Here is a 23,159-nt window from a genome sequence, read left to right on the forward strand (position 1 = left end):
GGGGAGCCCGCAGAACTCGGAAAAAATCGTACGCTAAGGTTGTCGTTTTCAGAAGACGGCTGCACTGAACGTCAGAAGCCGACTGCACTATAGCAGCGGAGGGGTTGGATCCATCAGGCAACGACGGGCTGCTGCCGGCCAATAGCCGACAATGACGACACTGGAAATCCCCGCCTGTGAGCGTCGGCTCAGGGCGGGACAGCGTCATCCAGCTACCTGCGCCACTGACTCAGCCTTGTCCAGCCGGCCGCGCCGCACGAACAGACTGACCAGCCGTTGACGGATCGCCACCTGGAGTTCCGCCAGTTGTTCCGGCGTGATGCGAATTTCACCCGCTCGACGAGCGCAACACCGGCGCCGCCTACGCCAAGAACCGGCGAATCGAACTCAAACTCACGAACCGCTGAGCGCCGCGTCACCGCGCTGCTGCGCCAGCCAGTCGCGCGGGGCGCAGCCCATGCGCACGCGGAAGGCGCGCGCCAGAGCGTTCGGGCTGCCGTAGCCGACGCGGTCGGCCACCACCGCCACCGGCCGCCCCTGCTTGAGCAGGGTGCAACTGACGTTCATCCGCCAGTCGGCCAGATAGTCGCCCGGCGTGACGCCCACCGCGTCCTTGAACGCGGCGGCGAAGCGCGCGCGTGACATGCCCGCCTTCGCCGCCAGCGCCTCGAGCGACCACGCGGTCTGCGGCGCATCGTGCATGGCGGTTATGGCGCGCGCGAGTTTCGGGTCGGCCAGGCCCGCCAGCAGTCCGGTGGCGCCAAGCCGCCCATCCATCAGATAACGCAGCAACTGGATCAGTAGCAACTCGTACAAGCGGTCGATGGCGGCCTGCCGACCGCACTGGTCGCGCTCGGCTTCGGCAAACAGCAACTCTAGCGTCGGCCCGAGGCCGGGCAAGTCCGCCAACGGAATCAGCAGCATCGACGGCAAGGCCATGGCCAACGGATTGCCCGTCGAAGCGCCCAGGTCGACCTCCGCACACAACAGCTCAGCGGTATCGCCGGGGGCGGCGACAAAACGATGCGACGCCACGCGCGGATAAAACAGCAGGCTCGGCTCGGTAACCAGCAGATCTTCATGCACGGGCGAACGCGCCGTAATCGGGCCGCGCCGCACCAGATGGATATAGCCATGCGGCGCCGCGTAATGATGCTGCCCACAGAAGGCGCCGCTGTGAAAAACGCGCGCCGAAAGCGAGTAGTGCCGGAGCAAGCCGGCCAGTCGATCCGCCATTCCACTCTCCATATAAGACGATAGGTTACGTATTTGATACTTTACGTGCCATATCGTACCAAACAAAGGGCGATCATGCCCACGTGCTCTTGCACCTCACCCACTACGGAGATAGACATGACCCAAATCGCCCCCCTGACCATCGACACCGCTGACGCCGCTACCGCTGCCACACTCAAGGCCGTCAAAGCCAAGCTTGGCATGGTGCCGAACCTGTTCGCCACGCTGGCCCACGCGCCGGCGGCGCTCAATGGCTACCTCGGCTTGTCCGAAACGCTGGGCACCGGCCGCCTGAATGCCTCCCAGCGCGAGATCGTTGCGCTCGCTGCCGGTCAAGCCAATCGCTGCCAGTATTGCCTGAGCGCACACACCCTGATCGGCAAAGGTGCCGGACTGTCGGCAGAGGCCATCGCCGCGGCCCGCACCGGCCAGGCGGCCAACGCACTTGACGATGCAATCGCCGGCTTTGCCCGCGCGCTGGTCGAGCAACGCGGCGTGGTGTCGGCCGACGCCATGGCCAACTACCGCCGCGCGGGGCTCGACGACGGCCTGATACTGGAAGTGATCGCCAACGTCGCGCTGAACACGCTCACCAACTACACCAACCACATCGCCGACACCACGGTGGATTTCCCCGTGGTCGCCGTCTGATCTCCATAGGCATATAAGGAGAACACGATGAAAATCGCACTCACCGGCGCTCTGCTCGCCAGCGCCCTCGTCCTGCCACTGGCCGTCACGGCCGGCGACTTTTCGCCCTATGTGGGGTCGTCTCAGAAAACGGAAAATAAAGCACTCTAAGAGTCGCTAACACCACTGCCCAAGAGACCCGCATGAAGCAGTTATGCTTCATGCCCTCATGGCAAGACAACCCGTTAGCAAAGAACTGTGGCTGCAGTTGCAGCCCCTGATCCCCACCTTCACTCCCTCCGCCAAAGGTGGCGCACGCAAGCTCGCAGTGAGCGATGAGGCCGCCCTCAACGGCATCTTGTTCGTGTTGCATACCGGCATTCCATGGGAAGACCTCCCACAATCCCTTGGCTATGGCAGCGGCATGACTTGCTGGCGGCGACTTCGGAATTGGAGCGCAGCAGGGGTTTGGCAGAGGTTGCACCAGGCCATGCTGATGCGTTTGCGTGAACACGACCAGATCGATTGGAGCCGGGCCAGTATTGATGGCTCTTCGGTACCAAGCCCCCGGGGGGCCAGGAAACAGGCCCGAACCCCACCGACAGAGGAAAACTCGGCTCCAAGCGGCACATCGTCGTAGACGCCAGAGGCATCCCGCTGGTGGTTCTTGTCAGCGGGGCGAACAGACATGACTCCATGATGTTCGAGCGGTGCTTGGATGCGATCCCTGGCGTTGCAGGCCTGCAGGGTCGACCTCGCAAGCGACCAGCGAAGCTGCATGCTGACAAAGGCTATGACTACAAACGCTGCCGTGCCCATCTGAGGCAGCGAGGCATATCCAGCCGCATTGCCAGGCGCGGCATTGAAAGCAGCGAAAGGCTGGGCAAACATCGCTGGGTAGTGGAGAGGACGCACGGATGGTTTGCTGGCTTTGGCAAACTGCGAATCCGCTTTGAAAGGCGCCTTGACATCCACGAAGCGCTTTTGAAGTTGGCAGCCGCGATCATCTGCGCACGCTTCGTGGATAGGTGGTGTTAGCGGCTCTAAGCCGATGGCGTAGGTGGCACTCATCGTGTCACGTGCGGGCAAGCAGCTTCTCGCCATCGGGGCGCAACTCGCCCTTGGGCGAAATGTGCCGGTACAGGGTCTGCCGTGTGATTCCAAGCTCCAGACACAGGTCACCCACCTTGGTTTCTGGCTGGCCCATCGCGGCCATGGCCAGCCGCAGCTTGGCTGCGGTCATCTTGAACGGACGCCCGCCCTTTCGACCGCGCGCCCGCGCCGACGCCAGGCCGGCAATGGTGCGCTCGGCAATCAGTTCGCGCTCGAACTCGGCTAGTGCCGCAAAGATGCCAAAGACCAGCTTGCCAGCTGCCGTCGTGGTGTCGATGGCAGCGCCATGTCCGGTCAGCACTTTTAGCCCGACACCGCGCCCGGTCATATCGTGCACGGTGTTGATGAGGTGACGCAGGTCCCGACCCAGCCGGTCGAGCTTCCAGACCACCAGCGTGTCACCTGGCCGTAGCGCTTTGAGGCATGCGACCAGACCGGGGCGGTCCTCGCGCTTGCCGGACACCTGATCATCATAGAGGTGGGCCGGATCGACGCCGGCAGCAACCAGCGCATCGCGCTGCAAGTCCGTCCCCTGGGTGCCGTCAGCCTTGGATACCCGCATGTAGCCAATTTGCATATTTTGTCCTGTCACATATACGTTCGATTATGTGACAGTTTGCATCGGGAAACTCTGCACGTCAAAATTTGTCACTTAACCCGTCATTCTGTCTAAGGCATGCAAAGGGTAGGCTAGGCTCATAATGTGACAGAAATTCCGGGGGGATGCCTTCCTTCGCGAAGGTGGCGCGCAACTGTTCCAAGGAAGCGGGGTCGCGCCGACCATAGGAAGCCAACGCGAACAGCGAGCGTGCCGTCTCGGGGTTGTGTCGTGCTTCAATGATGGCCTCATCAATGGCCTGGATTGCACGCTGCCAGTGATCGACGGGTTCGGGCTTCGGCGCTTTCGCCGGCAGGCCACTGGTGAACCCGGTTTGGGGCTCGGACCAGAATAGCTTTGCGTGCTCGCCTGGCGGGCTTATATCCCTCACCTCAATCAAGCTGATTGCCGTTGCCGCCGCCTCCAGCATCTGCAACCGTACTGCCGGGTTCAGGGTTTCATACGGTCGCCACAGACTTTGCCCAGCACGCAGCGGATGCCCGCAGCATTCCCAGATTTGGCGGAGATACCCCGCGTAGGTGCCGCACGTCGAAAGCGGGGTGTTCAGCTCATCGAGCAGCGTGCGTAGCAGCCTAAACCACAATCCGGCGTGGATGCGTCGGCGCGGCAACTCCACGTGGCCGGTCGTCAGTGCCTGCCAGGTACGCTGGTCCATCGCCGCAATCGCGTCGCTGGCAGTGCGCGGTTCGGCGTCGGCGTTCTCCCAGCCGAGAAACCGCCCTGGCACGCCCCAATAGGATTCCAGCCAGCAGCCATGCAGTGGGCAGCTCAGCATCAGGGGCAGCTTCCACGCGAGCAGTACGGCTTGGTTCTCCGGATCGTTCAGGCAGAGCGGACAGGCGCGGTGTATCGGTTGGGTGGGCAGCCAGGCACGCCAGCTCGTGATGGATCGCGTCTTACGGCGGAGTCTCGGCAGCAGTACCGAGAGCTGGAACGCATAGGTTTCCAATGCGGCTGGAATCTGATCATCAAGGCTGTCCAGTAGCCAAGGCACCCAGCCGGCGAAACTCATGCAGCGCAGCCGATCCAGCTCGATACCGCTCCGCTGGGAGAGCATCGCCAGCAGCGCCAGTGGTGGCGCGGTGTCCAGGTCATCAACCTGGCCGTGACCAAGATCGTGCTCCAGCAGCTCGGACACTTCCATGTGATAGCAAAGGGCCACGCGGTTGAGCCACGAAGACAGGGCTTCGGCTTCCCTGGGTGCCGGATGCAGTGGCCAGCGTGGCGCTGGCTTCACATCAGTTCCCGCTCGAATTGCCGCCGCCGCTCGCTGGGACCGGTGTAATCGGCCATGCTGAGCGTGCGGTGGTTGATCGCTTCCTCACCACTCTCCACGGCGGCCACGGCCGCCGCCATCAATAGGTGCGCCAGCTCGCCAATAGTGCCCTCGCTGCGCGTGAGCAGGTAGCGAGCCATGTCCAGCGTGGCAATCGACGAAGGTCGCCGCAGCGGGAGCGAAGCCGCGAAGCTGGCCAGCAGTGAACAGCAATCGTCGTTGGCCTCCCACACCGGCAGCATCATCGGCTCGAAGCGATTTTCCAACTGGTCATCCGAGCGGATGGCCAGGTAGGCGTCGCGTGTGCCCACACCGACCAGCGGGATGCGCAATTCGTTGCCGAGGAAGCGCAGCAGGTTGAGGAATTCCCGGCGGTTGACGCTGTTGCCGGCCAGGACGTTGTGCAGCTCGTCGATCACCAGCAAACGCACACCGAGCTTGCGCAGCAGTGTCAGCGCCAGTTGCTCTATTTCCGGCAGCCGTGGGCGCGGTCGCAATGGTGCTCCCATCGCCGCGAGCAGCGCGACGTAGAAGCGGATCACCGATGGCTCGGACGGCATCTGCACGACCAATACCGGGATGTGCTCCTGGTCGGCGTCGGAGCTGGCCGGGTGGGCGCGGCGGAACTTCTCGACGATCATCGACTTGCCGTTGTTGGTTGGACCGACCAACAGCAGGTTGGGCATGCGTTGTTTGTTTGGCCACGTATACAGGGCTTCCAGCCGGTTCAACGCCTCGACTGCTCGCGGATAGCCGATCCAGCGGTCGGCGCGAAGGCGATGGATGCGCTCGTCCGCCGGGAGACGGGCCAAGCCCTGGGCCGCCGGCAGCAGGTGGGACAGGTCGATGATGGGATATTCGTCCACGGCTACCACTCCTCAATCTGGTCGAACGGTTTGGCAGGTGGCTGGTTGTCCGCCTGCGGGTCTGCCATGTCCGTGTCCGCTGGTGGCGTGGTTTTGACAGGTTGTTCCGTTGACTTGAGATGCTGGCGTCGATCCGCGTCGCGCCGCGCCTTGCGCGTGGCTTTCTGCGCAGTGGTCACGATTTCGCGCATCTGCCCGATCATGCGGAACAGCGCCGACTCATCCACCTGTTCGCGCCCTTGCTGCCGCAATTTCGCCAGCGCCTGCCGTTGTTCCCAGAGGGTGACAGCCGGGTGCGACAAGGTACGGTATGGAATTTCCAGATAGTGCTGCCCCTCCGGCTCCAGCACCCAAATGCGGCTGATGTCGCGTGGGTCGCGCCGGATCAGGAACGCAGGCAGGCGGTCGCGCCGAGCTATCCACGGCTTGAGCGCATCGGCGTAGTAGTGGATGTGGTCGATGACGAAGCCAGTGCGGGTCAGGGTGCGGCGGAGGACGGGCAGGAAATCGACCAGAAAAGCCGTGGTGCGAGTGATGACGGTTGGAACGCCGGTACGCGCGACAGCTTCGGCCCAGCGTGCGGCCGGCGGTTGGAGCAGGCCGTTGTGCACGGAGCCGTGATAGGTGCCAACCGCCAATGCGAGCCAGCGTTCCAGCTCGCGCAGTGTCAGGGCGGCCATCTTCTCGGAGGCGTATTCCCCGCGCTGGTCAGGGTTGGAGAAGGTCGTCCCCGGCAATTCGTCGTGGATCATTTGCATCGCCGTGCCGATGATCCGTTCCACGATGCCGCCATAGTGCGGCTGCCCGAGAGGCCGATAGTCCAACCGGATGCCATGCTGCTCGCAGCCACGGCGTAGCGCCTCGCTCTTGAATTCGGCCGCGTTGTCCAGGTAGAGCAGCGCGGGCTTGCCGCTCATCGGCCAGTCCATTTCCACGTCCAACCTTTCCAACCAAGGGCGCTTGTCGCAACCGGCGTGTGCGAGGCACAGGCCGACCGAGACGGCAGATGGCGCTTCTAACGTGACCACCATGCCAACCACGCAGCGGGTGAACACGTCGATGGCGAGGGTCAGGTACGGACGGCCAATCGGTTGCCGGTCGCGCTCGTCCACCACGATCAGGTCGATGACTGTGTGGTCGATCTGTACCTGCTCCAGCGGTGCGGAGACTGGCGGAGGAACACCGCCAACACCTTGCAGGATGCGGGACGCATCCTGGCCTTCCCGAAGTCGAGTGGTCTTGAGTGGATCAAGGCTGGCGATCCGCAACGCGACCGTGTTGCGCGCCGGCATCCGCAGCTTTTGCAGCTTGCACACCCGCGCAACTTCACGGTGGAACGCCGCCAAGCTGCGCTTCTGCTTGGTCAGGAAGCGCTTTTGCAGTAGCTCGCGGATGATTCGTTCGACCGACTCCGGCAAGCGGCCTTTACCTTTGCCACCGCTCGACTGTCCAAGAGCCAAATCAGTGACCAGCCCCGAACCTTGCCGGGCACGGCGGATCAGGACGTAGACCTGCCGCCGGGACAGACCCAGCGCCTGGGCTGCTGCGTCGGCCGCTTCATGCCCGACCGTCTCCGACTGCGCCAACGGCCCAATGATCTCCGCGCGGCAGCGAGCACGCTCCCATGCCTGTTCTGACAGGGTGGCTACGCCGCGCTCGGCAATCGGTACGGTATCGGTCGCCATGCTCGCCTCGCTTTGGTGCACACGAGTATTGAGCATAGACGAGTTTCGTGCAGAGGAGTCCTGATATCGGGCTGTCAGGAGCCGTATGCACAGCAGGCTTCATGTCTCGTTGATTGGTGCAGTCGTCTTCTGAAAATGACACCGAGCCATTCCTCGATAGAGTTCGGCAAAACCTTCGTTTTGTCGAACCATTGCATCGCCCTTTGTGATTGGCGTATAAACACACAAACACCTATTAGCGGAGAACGCTATGAATACCATTCGCTGGAATGTCGCCGTCTCGGCCGACACCGACCAGTCGCTTCGGATGTTTCTGGCCAGCCAGGGCGGCGGCCGTAAGGGCGACCTGTCGCGCTTCATCGAAGAAGCGGTACGGGCACACATCCTGGAGCTGAGCGCTGAGCAGGCCAAGGCCGCTAACGCCCATCTGAGTGAGGCAGAATTGACCAACGCGGTTGACGAAGCGCTCGACTGGGCACGTAAGCGCTGATGCGGGTCGTGTTGGATACCAACATCCTGTTCAGCGCCCTGATCTCGCCACATGGCGCGCCCGATGCGATCTACCGTGCCTGGCGGGCGGCGCGTTTCGAGGTGGTGACCTCGCGGATGCAACTCGATGAAATTCGTCGAGCCAGCCGCTATCCCAAGCTTCAGGCCATCCTACAGCCCGCCAAGGTGGGCGCCATGATCAATAACCTGCAACGGGCTGTGGTACTGGAGCGCCTGACCATCGAGGTCGAAGCCGATGATCCGGATGACTCGTTTTTGCTGGCCATGGCCTTGGCGGGCGATGCGGACTACCTGGTAACCGGTGATCGCCGCGCCGGCCTGCTGCAACGCGGGCACATCGAACGCACGCGGATCGTCACGCCCGCCGTGTTCTGCGTCGAGGTGCTGTGATCAATGCCGGTCGGTTTTCTGACTCAAGAGCAACGCGACGGTTTTGGCCGCTATGTTGATTCGCCCAGCCGTGAAGAGCTGGAACGTTACTTCCACCTGAGCGATGAAGACCGTGAAGCCATCCAGGTGCTGCGGGGTAACCATAACCGTCTGGGTTATGCCGTTCTGCTGACCACCGTCCGCTTCGTTGGCGTTCTGCCGGACAAGCCCGCCGCCGTGCCGGTGGAAGTCCTGCAGGTGCTTTGCCGACAACTGGCGATTCCAGACCCCGACTGCCTCCAGCGCTATAGCGATCATCGCCGCTGGATACATGCCACCGATATTCAGAACCGCTTTGGCTATCGTCATTTCACCGATCCGGGCATCGGCTTTCGCTTGAGCCGCTGGCTGTATGCCCTCTGCTGGACGGGCACCGACCGGCCGGGAGTGCTGTTTGAGCGAGCCACCTCGTGGCTGTTCACACAGAAAGTCCTCCTGCCTGGTGTGTCTCAACTAGAGCGCTTTATCGCCCAGTTGCGCAGTCGGGTCGAAGAACGCCTCTGGTTTACGCTGGGCCGCAGCGTGACTGAGGAACAGCGATTGCAACTGCAAGACTTGCTGACGGTGGCCGAAGGCAACCGCAGCTCCCGGCTGGATCAATTGCGCTCCGGCCCGGTCATGGTCAGTGGCCCCGCGTTGATTCGGGCACTGCGCCGGCTCGATGACGTGCGCGGCATCGGCATCACCTTGCCGGCGGCGGCGCACATCCCTCCCAGCCGTATCGCCGCCCTGGCCCGCTTCGCCAACACGGCCAAGGTCACCGCGATTAATCGGCTGCCGGCGTCGCGGCGGATGGCGACACTGGTGGCCTTCGCACTCTGCCTGGAGGCGACTGCGCACGACGACGCACTGGAAGTCCTGGAGGCCTTGCTGCGCGACCTGTTCAGCAACGCGGAGAAGGCCGACAAGAAAGCCCGCATGCGCAGCCTGAAAGACCTGGATCGGTCGGCCGCGACGCTCGCCGCCGCGTGCAAGGTCGTGCTGGACAGCTCGATCAGCGATGACAACGTGCGCGCCCGGCTGTTCAACGACCTGCCGAGGACCACCCTGGAAAAGGCCCTGGAAGAGGTCAACGCGCTGATCCGCCCGGTAGATGACGTCTATTTTCTTGCATTGGAAGCGCGCTACCGCAGCGTGCGCCGCTTCCTGCCCGACCTGCTCAAGCACATCCGCTTCGGCTTCAGCCCGGCCGGCAAGGGCGTGGCGGCTAGTCTGGAGTGGCTGCAACTGAACCTGCCGCGCCGGAAGCCAGAGGATGACGCGCCGCAGGAGATCGTGGCCAAGGCTTGGCAGAAGCACATCACCCGCGAAGATGGCTCCCTCGACATGGGTGCCTATGTGTTCTGCACGCTCGATGCGCTGCGCACGGCCCTGCGCCGCCGCGATGTCTTCGTCTCGCCCAGTTGGCGCTATGCCGACCCGCGCCTTGGCCTGCTCGACGGTGCCGAATGGCTGGCGGCGCGACCGATCATCTGCCGGTCACTGGGCCTGACCATCGACGCCAAAACCACCCTGGACGCCTTGTCCGTCGAGCTGGATGCAACCTGGCTGGCAGTAGCCGCGCGCCTGCCCGACAACCCGGCGATTCAACTGAGCGAGAACACCGAGGGCAAGACCGAACTGTCGCTCGGGGCGCTGGACAAGCTGGACGAGCCCTGCTCGTTGCTGCAACTGCGGGCGGCCGTGTCTGACCTGATGCCGCGTGTCGATCTGCCGGAAATCCTCTTGGAAATCGCCGCCCGCACTGGCTTTTCCGAGGCCTTCACCCATGTCTCCGAACGCAATGCACGCGCCGACAACCTGGTCACCAGCCTCTGCGCGGTGCTGTTGGGCGGGGCCTGCAACACCGGCCTGGAGCCCTTGATCCGCACCGACAACCCGGCGCTGCGCCGTGACCGGCTGTCCTGGGTCAGCCAGAATTATATCCGCGACGACACCCTGTCAGCGGCTAACGCCATCCTGGTCGGAGCGCAAAGCCAACTGGAACTGGCCCAAGTCTGGGGTGGCGGCGAGGTCGCCTCCGCCGATGGCATGCGCTTCGTCGTACCGGTGCGCACCGTGCATGCCGGCCCCAATCCGAAGTATTTCGGCACCGGCCGGGGTGTCACCTGGTACAACCTGATTTCCGACCAATTCTCCGGCCTCAACGCCATCACCGTGCCCGGCACGCTGCGCGACAGCCTGGTGTTGCTGGCGGTCGTGCTGGAACAGCAGACCGAGTTGCAGCCGACGCAAATCATGACCGACACCGGGGCCTACAGCGATGTGGTGTTCGGGCTCTTCCGCCTACTTGGCTACCACTTCAGTCCGCGGCTGGCCGATGTCGGCGGTACCCGCTTCTGGCGCACGCGCCCGGACGCGGACTACGGCAAGCTCAACGGGCTGGCCCGCCAGTCGGTCAAACTCGACCTGATCGCCGAGCACTGGGACGACCTGCTGCGCCTGGCCGGCTCGCTCAAACTCGGCCGGGTGCCGGCGACTGGCATCATGCGCACGCTGCAAACGGGAGATAGACCCACCCGGCTGGCCCAGGCGCTGGCCGAATTCGGGCGGATCGAAAAGACTCTGCACACGTTGACCTATATCGACGACGAGTCCAAGCGCCGCGCCACCCTGACCCAGTTGAACCGAGGCGAAGGCCGGCACAGCCTGGCCCGCGCCGTGTTCCACGGCAAACGCGGCGAGCTCCGCCAGCGCTACCGCGAAGGCCAGGAAGACCAGCTCGGTGCTCTGGGCCTGGTGGTGAACATCATCGTGCTGTGGAACACCCTCTACATGACGGCGGCCGTGGAACGGCTCAAGCAGCACGGCTATCCAGTGCTGGAAGAGGATTTGGCCCGGCTATCGCCGCTGATCTACGAGCACATCAACATGCTCGGGCGGTATTCCTTTGCGGTACCGGAAGAAGTTGCGCGCGGCGAGCTGCGGCCACTGCGTAATCCAGACGACGACCTGTGATCCCCCTAAACGCTATGAGCAACACCCAAGCTGCTGCTGGATCGGCGGGCACTTCACCGAGCCGAACGAACAGAAAACGCAGCAATCCCCTGGGTTGGGGCGCAGCAGCGCCTTGCAGTTGCTGCACTCGTAATAGAACTGGCAGGCGTCCGTGGGCATGGTTTCCGGCTTGGCGAAGCCGCAGCGCGGGCAAGTCAGCACGGACTCAAGGACAATGGCGCTCATCGTGACCTCACTTCTGCACTGTGGAGGGGTATCCCGCGTTCGCGGTCGCCTCAGTCAGTGCCTCGGGCTGGGCCTTATCGGGATCGTAGGTGACGGTCGCCGTCTTCTGGTCGAAATTGACCTGGACGTCACTCACGCCGGACACCTTCTCCAGCGACTTCTTGACCGTGATCGGACAGAGTCCGCACGTCATGTTCTGCACGTCGAGCGTGACGGTTTTCGGGGGAGCCGCCAGCGCCACGAAGGGCAAGGCGAAAAGCACGGCGATCAGCAGTTTGCGCATGGTTAATCTCCTTCAGTAGAACAGCGGGGCGAGCCACGGCACGGCCAATAGGCCGAGCAGCAGCACGCTGACGATCCAGAACACGAGTCGCTGTCGCACGAGCGTGCGCGGATCGGCGCAGGGTGTACCTGGCGTACAAACCTGTGGCACCAGGTAGAGCTTGCGGAATGCCAATCCCAGGAACAGTAGAGTCAACCCGATGAAGAGGGGGCGTAGTGGCTCCATCATGGTCAGAGCGCCCACCCACGTACCGCCGACACCGAGTGCCAACAGCACCAGTGGCCCGACACAGCACACCGACGCACCGATGGCGGTCAGCGAACTCGCGACCAGCGAGCCTTTCCCGGTGAGTTGCATCCCCATTCCCATCTCCTGAGCCTGATTGCCTAGGTGCTATTCTAAACTCCGTACCAAAGTACGGAATCAAGGAGAAAGTGATGGCCACAGAGCTGACCATTGGCAAGCTGGCAGACGCCGCCGGGGTGAACGTCGAGACGATCCGCTACTACCAGCGACGCGGGCTGCTGGATGAACCAGCCAAACCCTTGGGTGGCCATCGGCGCTATCCGGTGGACATGGTGAAGCGACTGCGTTTCATCAAGCGGGCTCAGGCGCTGGGTTTCACGCTCTCGGAAGTCGGTGGACTGCTGACGCTGGATGAGTCGTGCGCCTGTGCCGAAACGCGAGCACGGGCTGCACGCAAGCTCGCGTTGATCGAGCAGAAGATGGCCGACTTGGTCGTCATGCAGCAACTGTTAGGCGAACTGGTGCAGCAATGTGATGCGGGAGACGGCGGAACGATCTGCCCGATCATCGAGGCACTGATCAGAGAGTAATGCCTGGCGGGTGAGCTGGAGATCGGAAAGCCCCTTTACGGTGGGATTCAGAGCTTACGTTGGTTTTTGGTTCCATTGCTCCCCAAACCCCAATTTCACTACGCGCTGACCACCATCGCGCGCATGCCGGTGCTGGCGGGTTTGCTCGATAGCCTGTGGATGCGCACCGGCCCACTGATCGCCCGTGCCTATGGCAACTTCAACGAGCGCATGGCCATCGACCATCACTGGGAAGTGCTCGACGCACTCAAGCGCCGCGATGGCGCGGCGGCACGGGCGGCCATCTGCCGTGACATTCTCGATGGCAACGAGAAGATGCTCGAGTACATCGAGATGGCGCAGGCGGACTGATTGGCAGTCAATTCGACTGTTGACGAAACATAGATGACCAGTTAGTTTATTAAAACTTTCTCATCACTGGATGTCTCTGTCATGGCTCGCCCGGTCAACCTCGAAGTCAGATCCCGTTTGCTGTCGATTGGCCGCCAGGTGGTTCACAACCGTGGCTTCAACGGCTGCGGCGTCCAGGACATCACCGCCGCTGCCGAGATTCCCAAGGGCTCTTTCTACAACTACTTCGCCAGCAAGGAAGACTTCGCGGCAGAGATCCTCGAGGAATACTGGACCTCGATCGAAACCCGCCACGGGCCGATCTTCTACGACGCCCGGGTCAAGCCGCTGGAGCGCATCGGCCAGTTCTTCCAGGCCCTGGTGCTCGAGCACGGCGAGCATGAATACAGCCTGGGTTGCCTGATTGGCAACCTGTCCCTGGAAATGTCCAATGGCAGCGAACAAACCCGCAAGCGTCTGGCCGATGTGCTGGCGCGCTGGGAAGGTTTGCTCGCGAGCTGCCTGCGTGAAGCGCAGCAGCGCCGCGAACTCTCTGAAACTCACGACGCCGAAGCGCTGGCCAGTGTCATCGTCGAAGGCTGGGAAGGTGCGGTCATGCGCGGCAAGGTCCTGCGCGACGGTGCACCTCTGCAGCGTTTCGTATCGATGGTCTTGCCTCGGCTATTGGAGTGAGTTTTTTTTCCTCATTAATAAGACGACTGGTCATTTATATAAAGCAACATTCACGTCTCATCCACGCAAGCACCCAAGAGGTAAATCGTCATGAGCCATCTGTACGCCGACCCCGCCGAACCCGCACTGCCTGCCACTGGTTTCAAGCTCGACCTGAGCAAAGCCGCCCTGGTGGTCATCGACCCACAGAACGACTTCCTCAGCCCTGCCGGCGCCAGTTGGGCGGTGTTCGGTGAGAGCATCGTCGAGAACAACACCGTCGAAAACCTGGAAAAACTGTTCAAGGCCTTCAAGGCTCACGACCTGCCCGTGGCCGTGTCGCCACACTATTACTACCCGCACGACCACGACTGGCATTTTGGCGGTCCGCTGGAAAAGGTCATGCACAGCATCTGCATGTTCGATCGCAAGGGACCGAACACCCTGGAAAACTTCGAAGGCTCCGGCGCCGATTTCCTCGAGATCTACAAGCCGTACATTCTCGACGGCGAGACCATCATCGCCTCGCCGCACAAGGTCTACGGCCCGGAAACCAACGACCTGGCGCTGCAATTGCGCAAGAAAGGCGTGTCGCAGATCATCCTCGCCGGCATGGCGGCCAACCTTTGCGTGGAATCACACCTGCGCGAACTGCTCGAACAGGGCTTTGAAATAGTCGTGGTACGCGACGCCACCGCCGGCCCGCGCCTGCCGGATGGCGACGGCTACCTGGCGGCCATCATCAATTACCGCTTCCTCGCCCACGGGCTGTGGACCACCGAAGAGACTATCGCGCAACTGCAACCGGCTTGATCGTGCCCGAGCGGCCGGGCATCGCGCCCCCCCGCTCTTTCTCGAGAACCCCCGATGAAAATCCCCGCCCGTTATGAGCATTTCGTTTTCGGCGTCGTTCAATCCGGCCTGACCTGCGCGGTCGCGGCCGCCATCGCCACCACACCCCATGCGCTCGACCTGGCCTTTGCCGGCCGCTGGTTGAACGCGTGGGCGCTGTCGTGGGTATCGATGTTGCCGGTGGTGGTGCTGGCGGCGCCGATGATTCGGCGCGTGGTGAGGCGGATGACGGTGGGCTGAATGACTTGGCTATGACTCACCCAACACACCGCCATCGCGAGCATGCTCGCTCCTACCGGGGGCTTCGGGGCTGCTCGCGACAGGCGCGCAAGCCCGCACCCGACGCACGAAATACTGTGCCCGTTCGCATTTTCGCAATAAACCACTTTTCATCCGCGCATTTGTAGCCAGCTTATGCCCAGCAGCATGGGCATGCGTGCCTCGGTCGGTGCTTGCCACAGGGCCGCTATCGCGGCCAGCCACACAACGATGATGGGCAGACACAGCGACGCCCAGGCCGCACCGCCTTCGACACCCGGCCGAGCCAGGCGCGTGGAAAGCCACAACGAGCCCAGGGCGAGACTCCCGGGCAAGGCGAGCTTGGCCCAGAACACCGGTGTGCGCGCCACTTCGGCCAGGTCTGGCCGCACCCCGAAATACAACGCCATCAGCACAACTGCCGCGACACCGCCGACGAGCAGTGCCAGGGCGAAACGCTTGGCCATGGCCAGCCTGTCCATTGCAGGCTCACCCGCAGCAAGCATGGAAATCAGGTCATCCGTTTTCATGGCTCTGTTTACCTCTGATCACCATCGCCAGCGCTTTCAGGCCGCGATGGATACCTACCTTGACCGCAGAACTGGAAAGACCGGTCAGTTGAGCCGTTTCCTCTACCGAACGGCCTTCCAGTTTCACATGAATGATGGGCAGACGCTGACGCTCGGGCAGGTGCTGTAACAGCTTGCCCAGATCACGCCGGGCCTCCGCCGGGCGGCTATCCTCCACCTCGAACATGTCTTCGTCCAGCGAATCGGACAGCGCATCGCGGCGGGCGAACGCACGGAAGTGATCGGCCAGCTTGTAGCGGGCGATCGCCTGCACCCACACGGTCAGCGGCTGTTCGGCGCGATAGGTGTGCCTTGCGTTGTGCACGGCCAGCAGTACCTCTTGCAACAGGTCCTCGACCTCTCCCGGGCGCTGCGCCAGGCGTCGGCGAAGGAAACCGCGCAGGTGCGAACTGAGCGCGGTGAGGAATTCGCGGTATGCGGCCTCGTCGCCAGCCAACCCACCCAGAAGCAATGACTGCAGGCGCTCTTCGCGCGTGGCCATGACCTCATAGCTTGTAGTTCGCTCCATTGGCCGCCTTAGTTACACCGCAGGTGGATATTTTTCATTGAGCCCAGACTGCATCATATCGGCCGCAACGCCAAAGGTTTCAATCGGCGCAGGTGCACCGAAAGAAATCTCAACATTTTTCTGCCGCGCTGTAACCGTATCGACTGCTACGACGAATTACCTGTCGGACCGTCACACCGAGCTGACGGCCATCCAGTCCATTACGGAGATATGCCATGAAAAGCATCGCCCTCGCTACCGCCGCACTCGCCCTCGCCTCCATTGCATCCACCGCCATGGCCGACAACCAGGCCACGCCAAGCGTGGAAAAATGCTACGGCGTCTCCCTGGCCGGCAAGAACGACTGCGCCGCCGGTGCCGGCACCAGCTGCGCCGGCACCTCCAAGGTCGACTACCAGGGCAATGCCTGGAAGAACGTCCCGGCAGGCACCTGCACCTCGATCAAGACCCCCAAGGGCATGGGCTCGCTCACGCCGATCAAGTCCTGAGCGCAGGCGCCGCCGATCATGCACGCTCCTATGCCACTGGGTGCCGGCCTTGGTTTGAAGGCCGAGCACTACGACGCCGCCCGGGACTGCAGCGCAGCCGGGCTGTGGTTTGAGGTCCACCCAGAGAACTACATGGTTGGCGGTGCTCGCCTGGCCCACCTGGAAGCGGTGGGCGAACGGCATCCGCTGTCGCTGCACGGGGTCTCCCTGTCCCTGGCGGCGGACGCCGCCCCCGACCCGACGCACCTCCAGCGCCTGCGCAGGCTGGCAGACCACGTGCGACCGGCGCTGGTATCCGAACACCTCGCCTGGTCCACCTGGCGCAATCACTATTACCCGGACCTGTTGCCATTCCCGCGCAGCCACGAGGCCCTGGTACGCATCGCAGACAACATACAGCGTACCCAGGATGCCCTGGGGCGCAGCATTGCCATCGAAAATCCCAGCCATTACCTGCACCTGGACGGCCACGACTGGGATGAAATCGACTTTCTCACCGAGCTGACGCAGCGCACTGGTTGCGCCCTGCTGCTCGACATCAACAACGTGCACGTCAGCGCGCACAACATCGATTTTGATCCGGCCGCCTACATCGATCGCTTCCCGGGCCAGGCCGTCGCGGAGATTCATCTGGCGGGGCACAGCCATGACGCCGGCGGTGCGTTGCTCATCGACTCCCACGACGCCCCGGTCGCTGACCCGGTCTGGGCCCTGTATCAGCGCTTGATCCAGCGCATCGGCCCGCGCCCGACGCTGATCGAGCGCGATGACAACGTACCCGCGTTCACGGCATTGCTCGGCGAACGCGCGCACGCCCAGGCCATGCTCGACCGACTGGGAGCGACGCAATGATCAGACGTCTCGAACACTTCCAGGACGCCTTCATCGAGGCCTTGCAGGTACGTGCCGCCCCGGAACTGTCCGCCCTCACCGCGCAACCCGGCTTTCAGGTGTACCGCAATACCGTACTCAAGGGCTGCGTCGAGGCGCTGTGTGACAACTTCCCCAGCGTCGAACGCCTGGTCGGCCGTGACTGGCTGCGCGCGGCGGCGGTCGTTCATGCCAACGCCTGCGCACCAAGCGATGCCCGCCTGATCTTCTACGGGGCGGACTTTCCCGCGTTTCTCGCGGCCTTCGAGCCGGCCCGGGAGCTGCCCTACCTGGGCCCGGTGGCCCAACTCGACTACCTGTGGATAGAGGCCTTCTGTGCCGTGCAGGAGCCCGCGCTGGAACTTGCCAGCCTGGCCGGCGTGTCGCCCGAGGCACTGGCAACCTGTCACCTGCGCCCGCGCGCCAGCGCACGCTGGCGGTGGTTCGACGAGCAACCGATCTACAGCCTCTGGCGCTGCAACCGCGAAGGGGTGGACCTGCCTGACAACCTGCCCTGGCAGGGCGAAGGCGCTTTGCTGGTGGGCCATTGCGATGGCGTCACCTGGCACGCGCTCGAACCCGCTGGCTGCGTGTTTCTGGACGCCTGCGCTGCCGGACACGATCTGGAGCGGGCCTCGGCCCTGGCCTTGCAGCGGCAAGGCGACCTGGACTTTACCGACCTGCTCAGCCGCTTGCTGGGTGCCCGCGTGTTCTCTCCCCTTGTTCTTGCATGAAGGAAATAGCCATGGATATCACCCAGCCGTCGTCCAACAACAGCCGCGCCACAGTGCGTCAACGCTGGGACCAGGTGTGCGACCTGCTTCAGCGCCTGATCAGCGACTCGACGCTCAGCCTGGTGGCGCGCATCAGCGTTGCGGCGATCTTCTTTCTCTCGGGGCGCACCAAGGTCGAGGGGCTGTTGACCATCACCCCCGGTACCTATGAGCTGTTTCGTAGCGAATACGCCCTGCCGCTGCTGTCACCGCACCTGGCCGCCCACCTGGCGACCTATGCCGAGCATGTGTTTCCGCTGCTGCTGATCGTCGGCCTGTTCTCGCGCCTGTCTGCCCTGGCGCTGCTGGGCATGACTGCGGTCATCCAGGTATTCGTCTACCCCGATGCCTGGCCAACGCACCTGTCCTGGGCCGGATTGCTGCTGGTCATCATCGGCCGGGGCGCCGGGGCGTGGTCGCTGGACAGGCTGCTGCGCATTCGCTGAATGCGACTGGCGCAGGCAATGCTGTGCGCTTCAGGTCGTGGGCGCTCCGTGCCCCTCTACCGTTTATGAGAGAGGGGCAGGAACCGAGGCCCACGGCTGAATGCATCAAGGCTATTACGGCAGGTACGGCAGGCTCAGGGGCTCATTGCCCGGCCGGTACATTGCCCGCCGTCTGCCCGAAGAGGATCTTCTTGCCCGCCTCGGTCACCGTCGGGCGGCTGGAGAACGGCTCACCCCTGGCGTAGGCCCTGACCGTGGCCGGGCGCTGGGCGATGGCCTCGAACCAGCGGCGCACATGGGGGAAGTCGTCGAGGTTCTGCTGCTGGTTCTTCCACGGCACGATCCAGGGGTAGCACGCCATGTCGGCAATGCTGTACTGCTCGCCGGCAACGAAGGTGCTGTCCGCCAGGCGACGATCCAGCACGCCATAGAGGCGGTTGGTTTCGTTGACGTAGCGGTTGATCGCGTAGGGGATCTTTTCCGGTGCATAGATCCCGAAATGATGGTTCTGCCCGGCCATCGGCCCAAGCCCGCCCATTTGCCAGAACAGCCATTCCGTCACCGTCTTGCGGCCACGCAGGTCGGTGGGCAGGAACAACCCGGTTTTTTCCGCCAGGTACAGCAGGATGGCGCCGGATTCGAACACCGTCACTGCTTCCCCGCCATCGGCCGGCGCAGTGTCGATGATGGCGGGCATGCGGTTGTTCGGCGAGAACGCGAGGAAATCGGGCTTGAACTGGTCGCCCGCGCTGATATCCACCGGGTGGATGCGGTAGTCCAGGCCGGCCTCTTCCAGAAACAGGGTGATCTTGTGGCCGTTGGGTGTTGGCCAGTAGTAGAGCTCGATCATCGTTGGTGGTCCCCGTGAAGGTTCAAGTGACTGTCAAGCAGGGTCAGCGCTGGCCGTACCATGCCTTCGAGCAGTTCACGCTCCGGCCGCGTTCGGGCCAGGACGCGAACGCCCAGGAGAATGCCCAGCAGCAGGCGCGCCAGATCGTCCGCCGGCTGCGCGCAGGTAATGGCGCCGCTGTGCTGGCCGGCCAGCACGCAGCGCCGGAAAAAGGCCTCGATCTGTATCAGGACAGCAGCCACGGCGCGCTGGAAGTCGGGGTCGTCCGGTGAGGCCTCAAGGGCGGAATTCACCAGCATGCAACCCTTGTGCTGGGGGTCGTTGAGCGAGCGTTCGAGTATCTCGTCGAAGAACGCCTCGATGGCCTGGCGCGGCGGCAGGACGCCTTCGAATCGCCGCACCCGGTCGGCAAAACCCTCTTCGACGTAATGGTCCAGCGCACGGCGATACAGCGAGCGCTTGTCGCCAAAAGCGTTGTACAGGCTGGCACTGGTCAGCCCCATGCCCTGGGCCAGGTCACGCACCGAAGTGGCCTCATAGCCACGGGCCCAGAAACATTGAACGGCTGCATCGAGCACCGCCCTCTCATCGAACTCTCTTGGCCGAGCCATCCGTACTCCCATTGCCAGGCCAACACAGGTGTTGCCCTTTTTCTGTAGACGGCCCTATTCTAGATCGAACGATCTAAAACACAAGACAGGACCCCACCCGCATGATTCATTTCTACTACCACCCCACGCCCAACCCGGCCAAGGTCGCCCTGTTTCTGGAAGAAACCGGGCTGCCCTACCAGCTGGTTCCTCTCGATACCGGCAAGGGCGAACAGCACACCGCGCAGTTCCGGGCCATCAACCCCAATGGCAAGGTCCCGGCCATCGTCGACAGCGAAGGCCCCGGTGGCCGCGAGGCACGGGTGTTCGATTCGACCGCCATCCTGCTCTACCTCGGCGAAAAGACCGGGCAGCTCATGGGCGCGCCGACCGACAAACCCGAACTGCTGTCGTGGCTGATGTTCATCGCCACGGGTATCGGGCCGTTCTCCGGCCAGGCCGTGCACTTCCAGTATGCCGCGCCGGAGAGCATCCCCTATGCAATCAACCGTTACCGGCGCGAAGCCGAACGGCACTACCAGGTGCTGGATGAGCACCTCGCCGGGCGCGACTACATCGTGGGCGACAGCTACACCCTGGCGGACATCTCAGCCTGGGGCTGGATCGACCGTGCCTCGCGCGTGCTCAAGGGCGAAAGCGACCCGCTGGCCGCCTACCCCAACATCCAGCGCTGGTTCCAGGCCATCGATGCGCGCCCGGCGGCGGCCCGTGCCCGTGAAGTGGGCAAGGACCACGCCTTCAAGAAAGACCTCGACGAGCAGATGCGCCGCGCGCTGTTCCCCTCCAACTACCCGGCGTAAGCCTCACCGGGTCAGCGTGCCCAGCGCACGCTGACCCCCGGACACGATCCCCAGAGAGGTGTGGCATGCAACCCATTGAAGGCATCGTTTTTGATCTCTACGGCACGTTGTACGACGTGCACTCCGTCGTCCAGGCCTGCGAAAGCGCCTACCCGGGCCAGGGTGAGGCCATCTCCCGCCTGTGGCGACAGAAGCAGCTCGAATACACCTGGCTGAGCAGCCTCATGGGCCGCTATGCCAGCTTCGAGCAACGAACCGAAGAAGCCCTGCGCTACACCTGCAAGCACCTGGGGCTCGCCACGGATGAAACCACTCTGCGGCAGCTCGGCCAGGCCTACCTGCACCTGGCTCCCCACCCGGACACGACCGCGGCCTTGCGGCGGCTGAAAGCAAGCGGCCTGCCCATGGCCATCGCCTCCAACGGCTCGCACCACTCCATCGAGCAGGTCGTCAGCCACTCGGACATGGGCTGGGCATTCGACCACCTGATCAGTGTCGAAACGGTCAAGGTGTTCAAGCCGGACAACCGCGTCTACAGCCTGGCCGAACAAACCATGGCCATCCCCAGGGACAGGCTGCTGTTCGTCTCGTCCAACAGTTGGGATGCGACCGGCGCCCGGCACTTCGGCTTTCCGGTGTGCTGGGTCAATCGTCAGGGGGCCGTGTTCGATGAATTGGGCGCCACCCCGACCCGTGAAGTACGTGACCTGGGCGAGATGAGCGACTGGCTGCTCGATTGAAGCTGTCCGCGCGAACGGCGCCCATGGATGATGGCCGGGGCGCCGTTCGGGCCAGGGCTGCTAGTGAACAAGGCGAATGCCGTCGATGCGTACCTGTTCCCCAGGCGAGAAGGCTTGCCCCGGCGTACGGAAACGCTCGCGAGTGCCGTCATCGTTTTTCACCCTGTAGGCGTTTTCACTCAGGCCCGCCGATGCCATCGCTGCGCGGTGGGCTCAGAGGTTGTCGCTGTCGGTCAGGTAATTGACCAGGCGCCGAAGCCAGGGCGCGATCAACAGCACCACCGGAATCATCATCAGCCAGGACAACACCCAGGCCTTCGACCAGTGCCCCATGAACCGTTCCACGGGAAACAGCGGACGGCTGGCAATTGCCGAGGCAATCGCACAGGTAATGGCCGACTGCAACAACGCAAAAAGATGGTGCCCGTGGCGTTTCGATAGCTTGATCACTGTACATGCCCCCTGGTTACGGGAAGCGCGCCATGCGCCTCCGCCTCGATGCCCTCAACGCGTGAACGCCACAAAGGCGCCTGGCATGGCTGTTATCCTGCCGCGAATGCGCACAGTGGTTTTATCCGTCCGTGCAGAACATTTTACCGATTGTCCCCACTGCGCATTCTATGCGGAACGAGCCTGGAGGCAATGCGCTCGCCTGGCCGGGTCATCGCGACCACCGATGAGTCACCGCGACCACAAAAACTCCAGGTCATAACGACAACAAAAATCACAACCTACTGTTTTTAAACAACTTATATACTGGCATGGTTTGTGTTCAGCACAGTGCTCACCCACTGAATGCAAGGACAAACCATGCAGCACAACGAATTCGACAATCGCCTGGCTGTGGTCACCGGTGCCAGCTCGGGCATCGGTTAGGGGGCATGCCGAGATAAGGCAAAAATTAGGACATTCGTTCTGTAACCTGCTGTATCTAAAGGATTAACTTTGAGAGGCGCTGCTCAGTAGTGGCGGCTAAATATTGATCAATTATCTATGCCGAGATAATTGCAGATAATTCCCGCCGTCCGTACCCAGCGCGAGTTCATAAGATTGGAGAAATGCCGAGTTAGAGGGCCTGCGAACAGCTTTGGTCGAGGCTTTGCGCTTCGACGCATAACGGCTGCTTAGTACTGGGGGCTCTCCCAGAAGCGACAAAGGCGGCCTCAACGAGACCGCCTCAAACCAAGTTTCATCACCGGTACACGCACCCGGGAGAGGAAGCTCTTGGGCAGGTTTCAATAATAACACCGATCAAAGCGTCACTGCCAAAGCCCTCTCGCACTGCCGAGTAGCCTTCAGATAGTGTTCATTCGCTCTCTCTCGAAGCTACGGTGCGGATGGTTCGAGACCATCATGCGCAAACTCGGGGCCAAGATGACATTATCAAATGGCCAATTATCCTGGAGGCAGTTATGGAAAGGCTCCGCGAAAAACTGGATTTGCCGAGAGGCCACTACTATCTGCACGTCGCCGTACTGGCGGGCCTGCCGGTGTCGTTGATCTCCGATTTGGCAAGCGAGTTGGAGCGATCGCCAGCGCAGATCGCGCAGTGGATCACTGCGTCCCCCGGCAGTGCCGTGATGTCTATACAGGCTGGTGAGGTGTTCTGTCGTCTTATCGAGATCCTCGATGCGCTATTGGAGCTGTACGATGGGGATCTAGGAGGTGCGCTCCACTGGCTAACGGCACCGAATGTCGTGCTGTC

At 62.8% G+C, this 23,159-nt stretch carries 30 protein-coding genes and 1 pseudogene; 18 read left to right on the plus strand and 13 right to left on the minus strand.

What is annotated here, in order from left to right; genetic code table 11:
• Positions 1-393: 393 nt before the first annotated feature.
• On the minus strand, positions 394-1,236 hold the full coding sequence (locus APH35_RS25650; protein ID WP_047306875.1) for a helix-turn-helix transcriptional regulator: 843 nt from the start codon (positions 1,234-1,236) through the stop codon (positions 394-396).
• A 117-nt stretch (positions 1,237-1,353) separates the two neighbouring features.
• On the opposite strand from APH35_RS25650, the gene APH35_RS25655 reads away from it, so the two are divergent.
• The 3 genes from APH35_RS25655 (at position 1,354) to APH35_RS28670 (ending at position 2,904) form a co-directional block, all read left to right on the plus strand.
• On the plus strand, positions 1,354-1,887 hold the full coding sequence (locus APH35_RS25655) for a carboxymuconolactone decarboxylase family protein (protein ID WP_020309197.1): 534 nt from the start codon (positions 1,354-1,356) through the stop codon (positions 1,885-1,887).
• 27 nt (positions 1,888-1,914) lie between these two features.
• Complete coding sequence (locus APH35_RS28900) at positions 1,915-2,037, plus strand: hypothetical protein (RefSeq protein ID WP_256213827.1); 123 nt, start codon at positions 1,915-1,917, stop codon at positions 2,035-2,037.
• A 58-nt stretch (positions 2,038-2,095) separates the two neighbouring features.
• Positions 2,096-2,904 (plus strand): IS5 family transposase gene (locus APH35_RS28670; RefSeq protein WP_099421609.1). Its coding sequence is split into 2 segments (ribosomal slippage): positions 2,096-2,426 and positions 2,426-2,904, totalling 810 coding nucleotides; the frame shifts between segments, so codons are not numbered across the junction.
• A gap of 37 nt (positions 2,905-2,941) precedes the next feature.
• Here APH35_RS28670 and APH35_RS25670 read toward each other — a convergent pair.
• The 4 genes from APH35_RS25670 to APH35_RS25685 form a co-directional block, all read right to left on the minus strand.
• Entirely contained in the window at positions 2,942-3,556 is a 615-nt protein-coding gene (locus APH35_RS25670) for a recombinase family protein (protein WP_047306878.1), read from the minus strand.
• A gap of 61 nt (positions 3,557-3,617) precedes the next feature.
• The gene (locus tag APH35_RS25675) at positions 3,618-4,811 is read right to left on the minus strand and encodes a TniQ family protein (protein ID WP_176601418.1); all 1,194 of its coding nucleotides are present in this window, start codon (positions 4,809-4,811) and stop codon (positions 3,618-3,620) included.
• 20 nt (positions 4,812-4,831) lie between these two features.
• Entirely contained in the window at positions 4,832-5,740 is a 909-nt protein-coding gene (locus tag APH35_RS25680; RefSeq protein WP_013741668.1) for a TniB family NTP-binding protein, read from the minus strand.
• A 2-nt stretch (positions 5,741-5,742) separates the two neighbouring features.
• Positions 5,743-7,425, minus strand: coding sequence for a Mu transposase C-terminal domain-containing protein (locus APH35_RS25685; RefSeq protein WP_011494284.1), 1,683 nt, complete (start codon positions 7,423-7,425; stop codon positions 5,743-5,745).
• Positions 7,426-7,675: 250 nt separating this feature from the next.
• Between APH35_RS25685 and APH35_RS25690 the strand changes: the two genes are divergently transcribed.
• Genes APH35_RS25690 through APH35_RS25700 form a run of 3 tightly spaced genes read left to right on the plus strand, consistent with a single transcriptional unit; the run spans position 7,676 to position 11,322 of the window.
• Positions 7,676-7,915, plus strand: a complete 240-nt coding sequence (locus tag APH35_RS25690; protein ID WP_003089107.1) for a ribbon-helix-helix domain-containing protein — start codon at positions 7,676-7,678, stop codon at positions 7,913-7,915.
• Positions 7,915-8,325, plus strand: a complete 411-nt coding sequence (locus tag APH35_RS25695) for a putative toxin-antitoxin system toxin component, PIN family (RefSeq protein WP_003150546.1) — start codon at positions 7,915-7,917, stop codon at positions 8,323-8,325. The genes APH35_RS25690 and APH35_RS25695 overlap by 1 nt, the downstream gene beginning before the upstream one ends.
• A gap of 3 nt (positions 8,326-8,328) precedes the next feature.
• Complete coding sequence (locus tag APH35_RS25700; RefSeq protein WP_003299771.1) at positions 8,329-11,322, plus strand: Tn3 family transposase; 2,994 nt, start codon at positions 8,329-8,331, stop codon at positions 11,320-11,322.
• Between the two features lie 12 nt (positions 11,323-11,334).
• Here the strand turns inward: APH35_RS25700 and APH35_RS25705 are convergent, their stop codons facing one another.
• The 3 genes from APH35_RS25705 to APH35_RS25715 are packed head-to-tail and all read right to left on the minus strand — an operon-like array spanning position 11,335 to position 12,193.
• Positions 11,335-11,547 (minus strand): GDCCVxC domain-containing (seleno)protein, encoded by a 213-nt coding sequence (locus APH35_RS25705; RefSeq protein WP_003089113.1) that lies wholly within the window; start codon positions 11,545-11,547, stop codon positions 11,335-11,337.
• Positions 11,548-11,554: 7 nt separating this feature from the next.
• A complete protein-coding gene (gene merP / locus APH35_RS25710; RefSeq protein WP_003150552.1) occupies positions 11,555-11,830 on the minus strand; it encodes a mercury resistance system periplasmic binding protein MerP in 276 nt (91 codons plus the stop codon).
• A 12-nt stretch (positions 11,831-11,842) separates the two neighbouring features.
• A complete protein-coding gene (locus tag APH35_RS25715) occupies positions 11,843-12,193 on the minus strand; it encodes a mercuric transporter MerT family protein (protein WP_003089115.1) in 351 nt (116 codons plus the stop codon).
• A 74-nt stretch (positions 12,194-12,267) separates the two neighbouring features.
• On the opposite strand from APH35_RS25715, the gene merR reads away from it, so the two are divergent.
• The 5 genes from merR (at position 12,268) to APH35_RS25740 (ending at position 14,760) form a co-directional block, all read left to right on the plus strand.
• Positions 12,268-12,666 carry an Hg(II)-responsive transcriptional regulator gene (gene merR, locus APH35_RS25720; protein WP_003089120.1) on the plus strand — a complete coding sequence of 133 codons (399 nt, stop codon included), beginning with the start codon at positions 12,268-12,270 and terminating at the stop codon, positions 12,664-12,666.
• A 75-nt stretch (positions 12,667-12,741) separates the two neighbouring features.
• On the plus strand, positions 12,742-13,017 hold the full coding sequence (locus APH35_RS25725; protein ID WP_306303426.1) for an FCD domain-containing protein: 276 nt from the start codon (positions 12,742-12,744) through the stop codon (positions 13,015-13,017).
• An 81-nt stretch (positions 13,018-13,098) separates the two neighbouring features.
• Positions 13,099-13,689, plus strand: a complete 591-nt coding sequence (locus APH35_RS25730; RefSeq protein ID WP_003465041.1) for a TetR/AcrR family transcriptional regulator — start codon at positions 13,099-13,101, stop codon at positions 13,687-13,689.
• Positions 13,690-13,779: 90 nt separating this feature from the next.
• A complete protein-coding gene (locus APH35_RS25735) occupies positions 13,780-14,481 on the plus strand; it encodes a cysteine hydrolase family protein (protein WP_003465039.1) in 702 nt (233 codons plus the stop codon).
• A 54-nt stretch (positions 14,482-14,535) separates the two neighbouring features.
• Positions 14,536-14,760: a DUF2798 domain-containing protein gene (locus APH35_RS25740; RefSeq protein ID WP_003465037.1), complete on the plus strand. Its 225-nt coding sequence runs from the start codon at positions 14,536-14,538 to the stop codon at positions 14,758-14,760.
• Between the two features lie 149 nt (positions 14,761-14,909).
• On the opposite strand, the gene APH35_RS25745 is transcribed toward APH35_RS25740, so the two are convergent.
• Positions 14,910-15,308, minus strand: a complete 399-nt coding sequence (locus APH35_RS25745; protein WP_060515732.1) for an NrsF family protein — start codon at positions 15,306-15,308, stop codon at positions 14,910-14,912.
• A complete protein-coding gene (locus APH35_RS25750) occupies positions 15,295-15,876 on the minus strand; it encodes a sigma-70 family RNA polymerase sigma factor (protein WP_034011917.1) in 582 nt (193 codons plus the stop codon). The genes APH35_RS25745 and APH35_RS25750 overlap by 14 nt, the downstream gene beginning before the upstream one ends.
• Before the next feature lie 215 nt (positions 15,877-16,091).
• Between APH35_RS25750 and APH35_RS25755 the strand changes: the two genes are divergently transcribed.
• From APH35_RS25755 to APH35_RS25770, 4 genes are read left to right on the plus strand one after another with little or no spacing between them, the layout of a single operon-like run.
• Complete coding sequence (locus APH35_RS25755; RefSeq protein ID WP_021703082.1) at positions 16,092-16,364, plus strand: BufA1 family periplasmic bufferin-type metallophore; 273 nt, start codon at positions 16,092-16,094, stop codon at positions 16,362-16,364.
• 18 nt (positions 16,365-16,382) lie between these two features.
• Positions 16,383-17,216 (plus strand): MNIO family bufferin maturase, encoded by an 834-nt coding sequence (bufB, locus tag APH35_RS25760; RefSeq protein ID WP_021703077.1) that lies wholly within the window; start codon positions 16,383-16,385, stop codon positions 17,214-17,216.
• On the plus strand, positions 17,213-17,968 hold the full coding sequence (locus APH35_RS25765; protein WP_021703076.1) for an HvfC/BufC N-terminal domain-containing protein: 756 nt from the start codon (positions 17,213-17,215) through the stop codon (positions 17,966-17,968). Before bufB ends, APH35_RS25765 begins: the two co-directional genes overlap by 4 nt.
• Positions 17,969-17,979: 11 nt before the next feature.
• Positions 17,980-18,453 (plus strand): DoxX family protein, encoded by a 474-nt coding sequence (locus tag APH35_RS25770; RefSeq protein ID WP_021703075.1) that lies wholly within the window; start codon positions 17,980-17,982, stop codon positions 18,451-18,453.
• 142 nt (positions 18,454-18,595) lie between these two features.
• Here APH35_RS25770 and APH35_RS25775 read toward each other — a convergent pair whose 3' ends face one another.
• Complete coding sequence (locus APH35_RS25775; RefSeq protein ID WP_021703074.1) at positions 18,596-19,303, minus strand: glutathione binding-like protein; 708 nt, start codon at positions 19,301-19,303, stop codon at positions 18,596-18,598.
• Entirely contained in the window at positions 19,300-19,914 is a 615-nt protein-coding gene (locus tag APH35_RS25780) for a TetR/AcrR family transcriptional regulator (RefSeq protein ID WP_021703073.1), read from the minus strand. Before APH35_RS25780 ends, APH35_RS25775 begins: the two co-directional genes overlap by 4 nt.
• A gap of 101 nt (positions 19,915-20,015) precedes the next feature.
• Here APH35_RS25780 and APH35_RS25785 point away from each other — a divergent pair, with 101 nt between their 5' ends.
• A complete protein-coding gene (locus APH35_RS25785; RefSeq protein ID WP_021703072.1) occupies positions 20,016-20,714 on the plus strand; it encodes a glutathione S-transferase family protein in 699 nt (232 codons plus the stop codon).
• Between the two features lie 65 nt (positions 20,715-20,779).
• Complete coding sequence (locus tag APH35_RS25790) at positions 20,780-21,454, plus strand: haloacid dehalogenase type II (RefSeq protein WP_021703071.1); 675 nt, start codon at positions 20,780-20,782, stop codon at positions 21,452-21,454.
• Positions 21,455-21,667: 213 nt separating this feature from the next.
• On the opposite strand, the gene APH35_RS25795 is transcribed toward APH35_RS25790, so the two are convergent.
• Positions 21,668-21,904: a DUF2798 domain-containing protein gene (locus APH35_RS25795; RefSeq protein ID WP_021703070.1), complete on the minus strand. Its 237-nt coding sequence runs from the start codon at positions 21,902-21,904 to the stop codon at positions 21,668-21,670.
• A gap of 962 nt (positions 21,905-22,866) precedes the next feature.
• On the opposite strand from APH35_RS25795, the pseudogene APH35_RS25800 reads away from it, so the two are divergent.
• Positions 22,867-23,159, plus strand: a pseudogene (locus tag APH35_RS25800) (hypothetical protein); the annotation flags it as partial.

The sequence above is a fragment of the Pseudomonas sp. NBRC 111132 genome, from assembly GCF_001320565.1.
Lineage (GTDB): Bacteria > Pseudomonadota > Gammaproteobacteria > Pseudomonadales > Pseudomonadaceae > Aquipseudomonas > Aquipseudomonas putida_P.

What these genes read in the sequence shown, in the direction of transcription:
- APH35_RS25700 (WP_003299771.1), top strand. Translation starts at nt 8,329, where the DNA reads ATGCCGGTCGGTTTTCTGACTCAAGAGCAACGCGACGGTTTTGGCCGC.
- APH35_RS25655 (WP_020309197.1), top strand. Translation starts at nt 1,354, where the DNA reads ATGACCCAAATCGCCCCCCTGACCATCGACACCGCTGACGCCGCTACC.
- APH35_RS25690 (WP_003089107.1), top strand. Translation starts at nt 7,676, where the DNA reads ATGAATACCATTCGCTGGAATGTCGCCGTCTCGGCCGACACCGACCAG.
- APH35_RS28900 (WP_256213827.1), top strand. Translation starts at nt 1,915, where the DNA reads ATGAAAATCGCACTCACCGGCGCTCTGCTCGCCAGCGCCCTCGTCCTG.
- APH35_RS25790 (WP_021703071.1), top strand. Translation starts at nt 20,780, where the DNA reads ATGCAACCCATTGAAGGCATCGTTTTTGATCTCTACGGCACGTTGTAC.
- APH35_RS25695 (WP_003150546.1), top strand. Translation starts at nt 7,915, where the DNA reads ATGCGGGTCGTGTTGGATACCAACATCCTGTTCAGCGCCCTGATCTCG.
- bufB (WP_021703077.1), top strand. Translation starts at nt 16,383, where the DNA reads ATGCACGCTCCTATGCCACTGGGTGCCGGCCTTGGTTTGAAGGCCGAG.
- APH35_RS25770 (WP_021703075.1), top strand. Translation starts at nt 17,980, where the DNA reads ATGGATATCACCCAGCCGTCGTCCAACAACAGCCGCGCCACAGTGCGT.
- APH35_RS25650 (WP_047306875.1), bottom strand. Translation starts at nt 1,236, where the DNA reads ATGGCGGATCGACTGGCCGGCTTGCTCCGGCACTACTCGCTTTCGGCG.
- APH35_RS25715 (WP_003089115.1), bottom strand. Translation starts at nt 12,193, where the DNA reads ATGGGGATGCAACTCACCGGGAAAGGCTCGCTGGTCGCGAGTTCGCTG.
- APH35_RS25685 (WP_011494284.1), bottom strand. Translation starts at nt 7,425, where the DNA reads ATGGCGACCGATACCGTACCGATTGCCGAGCGCGGCGTAGCCACCCTG.
- APH35_RS25705 (WP_003089113.1), bottom strand. Translation starts at nt 11,547, where the DNA reads ATGAGCGCCATTGTCCTTGAGTCCGTGCTGACTTGCCCGCGCTGCGGC.
- APH35_RS25735 (WP_003465039.1), top strand. Translation starts at nt 13,780, where the DNA reads ATGAGCCATCTGTACGCCGACCCCGCCGAACCCGCACTGCCTGCCACT.
- APH35_RS25765 (WP_021703076.1), top strand. Translation starts at nt 17,213, where the DNA reads ATGATCAGACGTCTCGAACACTTCCAGGACGCCTTCATCGAGGCCTTG.
- APH35_RS25775 (WP_021703074.1), bottom strand. Translation starts at nt 19,303, where the DNA reads ATGATCGAGCTCTACTACTGGCCAACACCCAACGGCCACAAGATCACC.
- APH35_RS25780 (WP_021703073.1), bottom strand. Translation starts at nt 19,914, where the DNA reads ATGGCTCGGCCAAGAGAGTTCGATGAGAGGGCGGTGCTCGATGCAGCC.
- merR (WP_003089120.1), top strand. Translation starts at nt 12,268, where the DNA reads ATGGCCACAGAGCTGACCATTGGCAAGCTGGCAGACGCCGCCGGGGTG.
- APH35_RS25750 (WP_034011917.1), bottom strand. Translation starts at nt 15,876, where the DNA reads ATGGAGCGAACTACAAGCTATGAGGTCATGGCCACGCGCGAAGAGCGC.
- APH35_RS25670 (WP_047306878.1), bottom strand. Translation starts at nt 3,556, where the DNA reads ATGCAAATTGGCTACATGCGGGTATCCAAGGCTGACGGCACCCAGGGG.
- APH35_RS25785 (WP_021703072.1), top strand. Translation starts at nt 20,016, where the DNA reads ATGATTCATTTCTACTACCACCCCACGCCCAACCCGGCCAAGGTCGCC.
- APH35_RS25755 (WP_021703082.1), top strand. Translation starts at nt 16,092, where the DNA reads ATGAAAAGCATCGCCCTCGCTACCGCCGCACTCGCCCTCGCCTCCATT.
- APH35_RS25740 (WP_003465037.1), top strand. Translation starts at nt 14,536, where the DNA reads ATGAAAATCCCCGCCCGTTATGAGCATTTCGTTTTCGGCGTCGTTCAA.
- APH35_RS25745 (WP_060515732.1), bottom strand. Translation starts at nt 15,308, where the DNA reads ATGAAAACGGATGACCTGATTTCCATGCTTGCTGCGGGTGAGCCTGCA.
- APH35_RS25730 (WP_003465041.1), top strand. Translation starts at nt 13,099, where the DNA reads ATGGCTCGCCCGGTCAACCTCGAAGTCAGATCCCGTTTGCTGTCGATT.
- merP (WP_003150552.1), bottom strand. Translation starts at nt 11,830, where the DNA reads ATGCGCAAACTGCTGATCGCCGTGCTTTTCGCCTTGCCCTTCGTGGCG.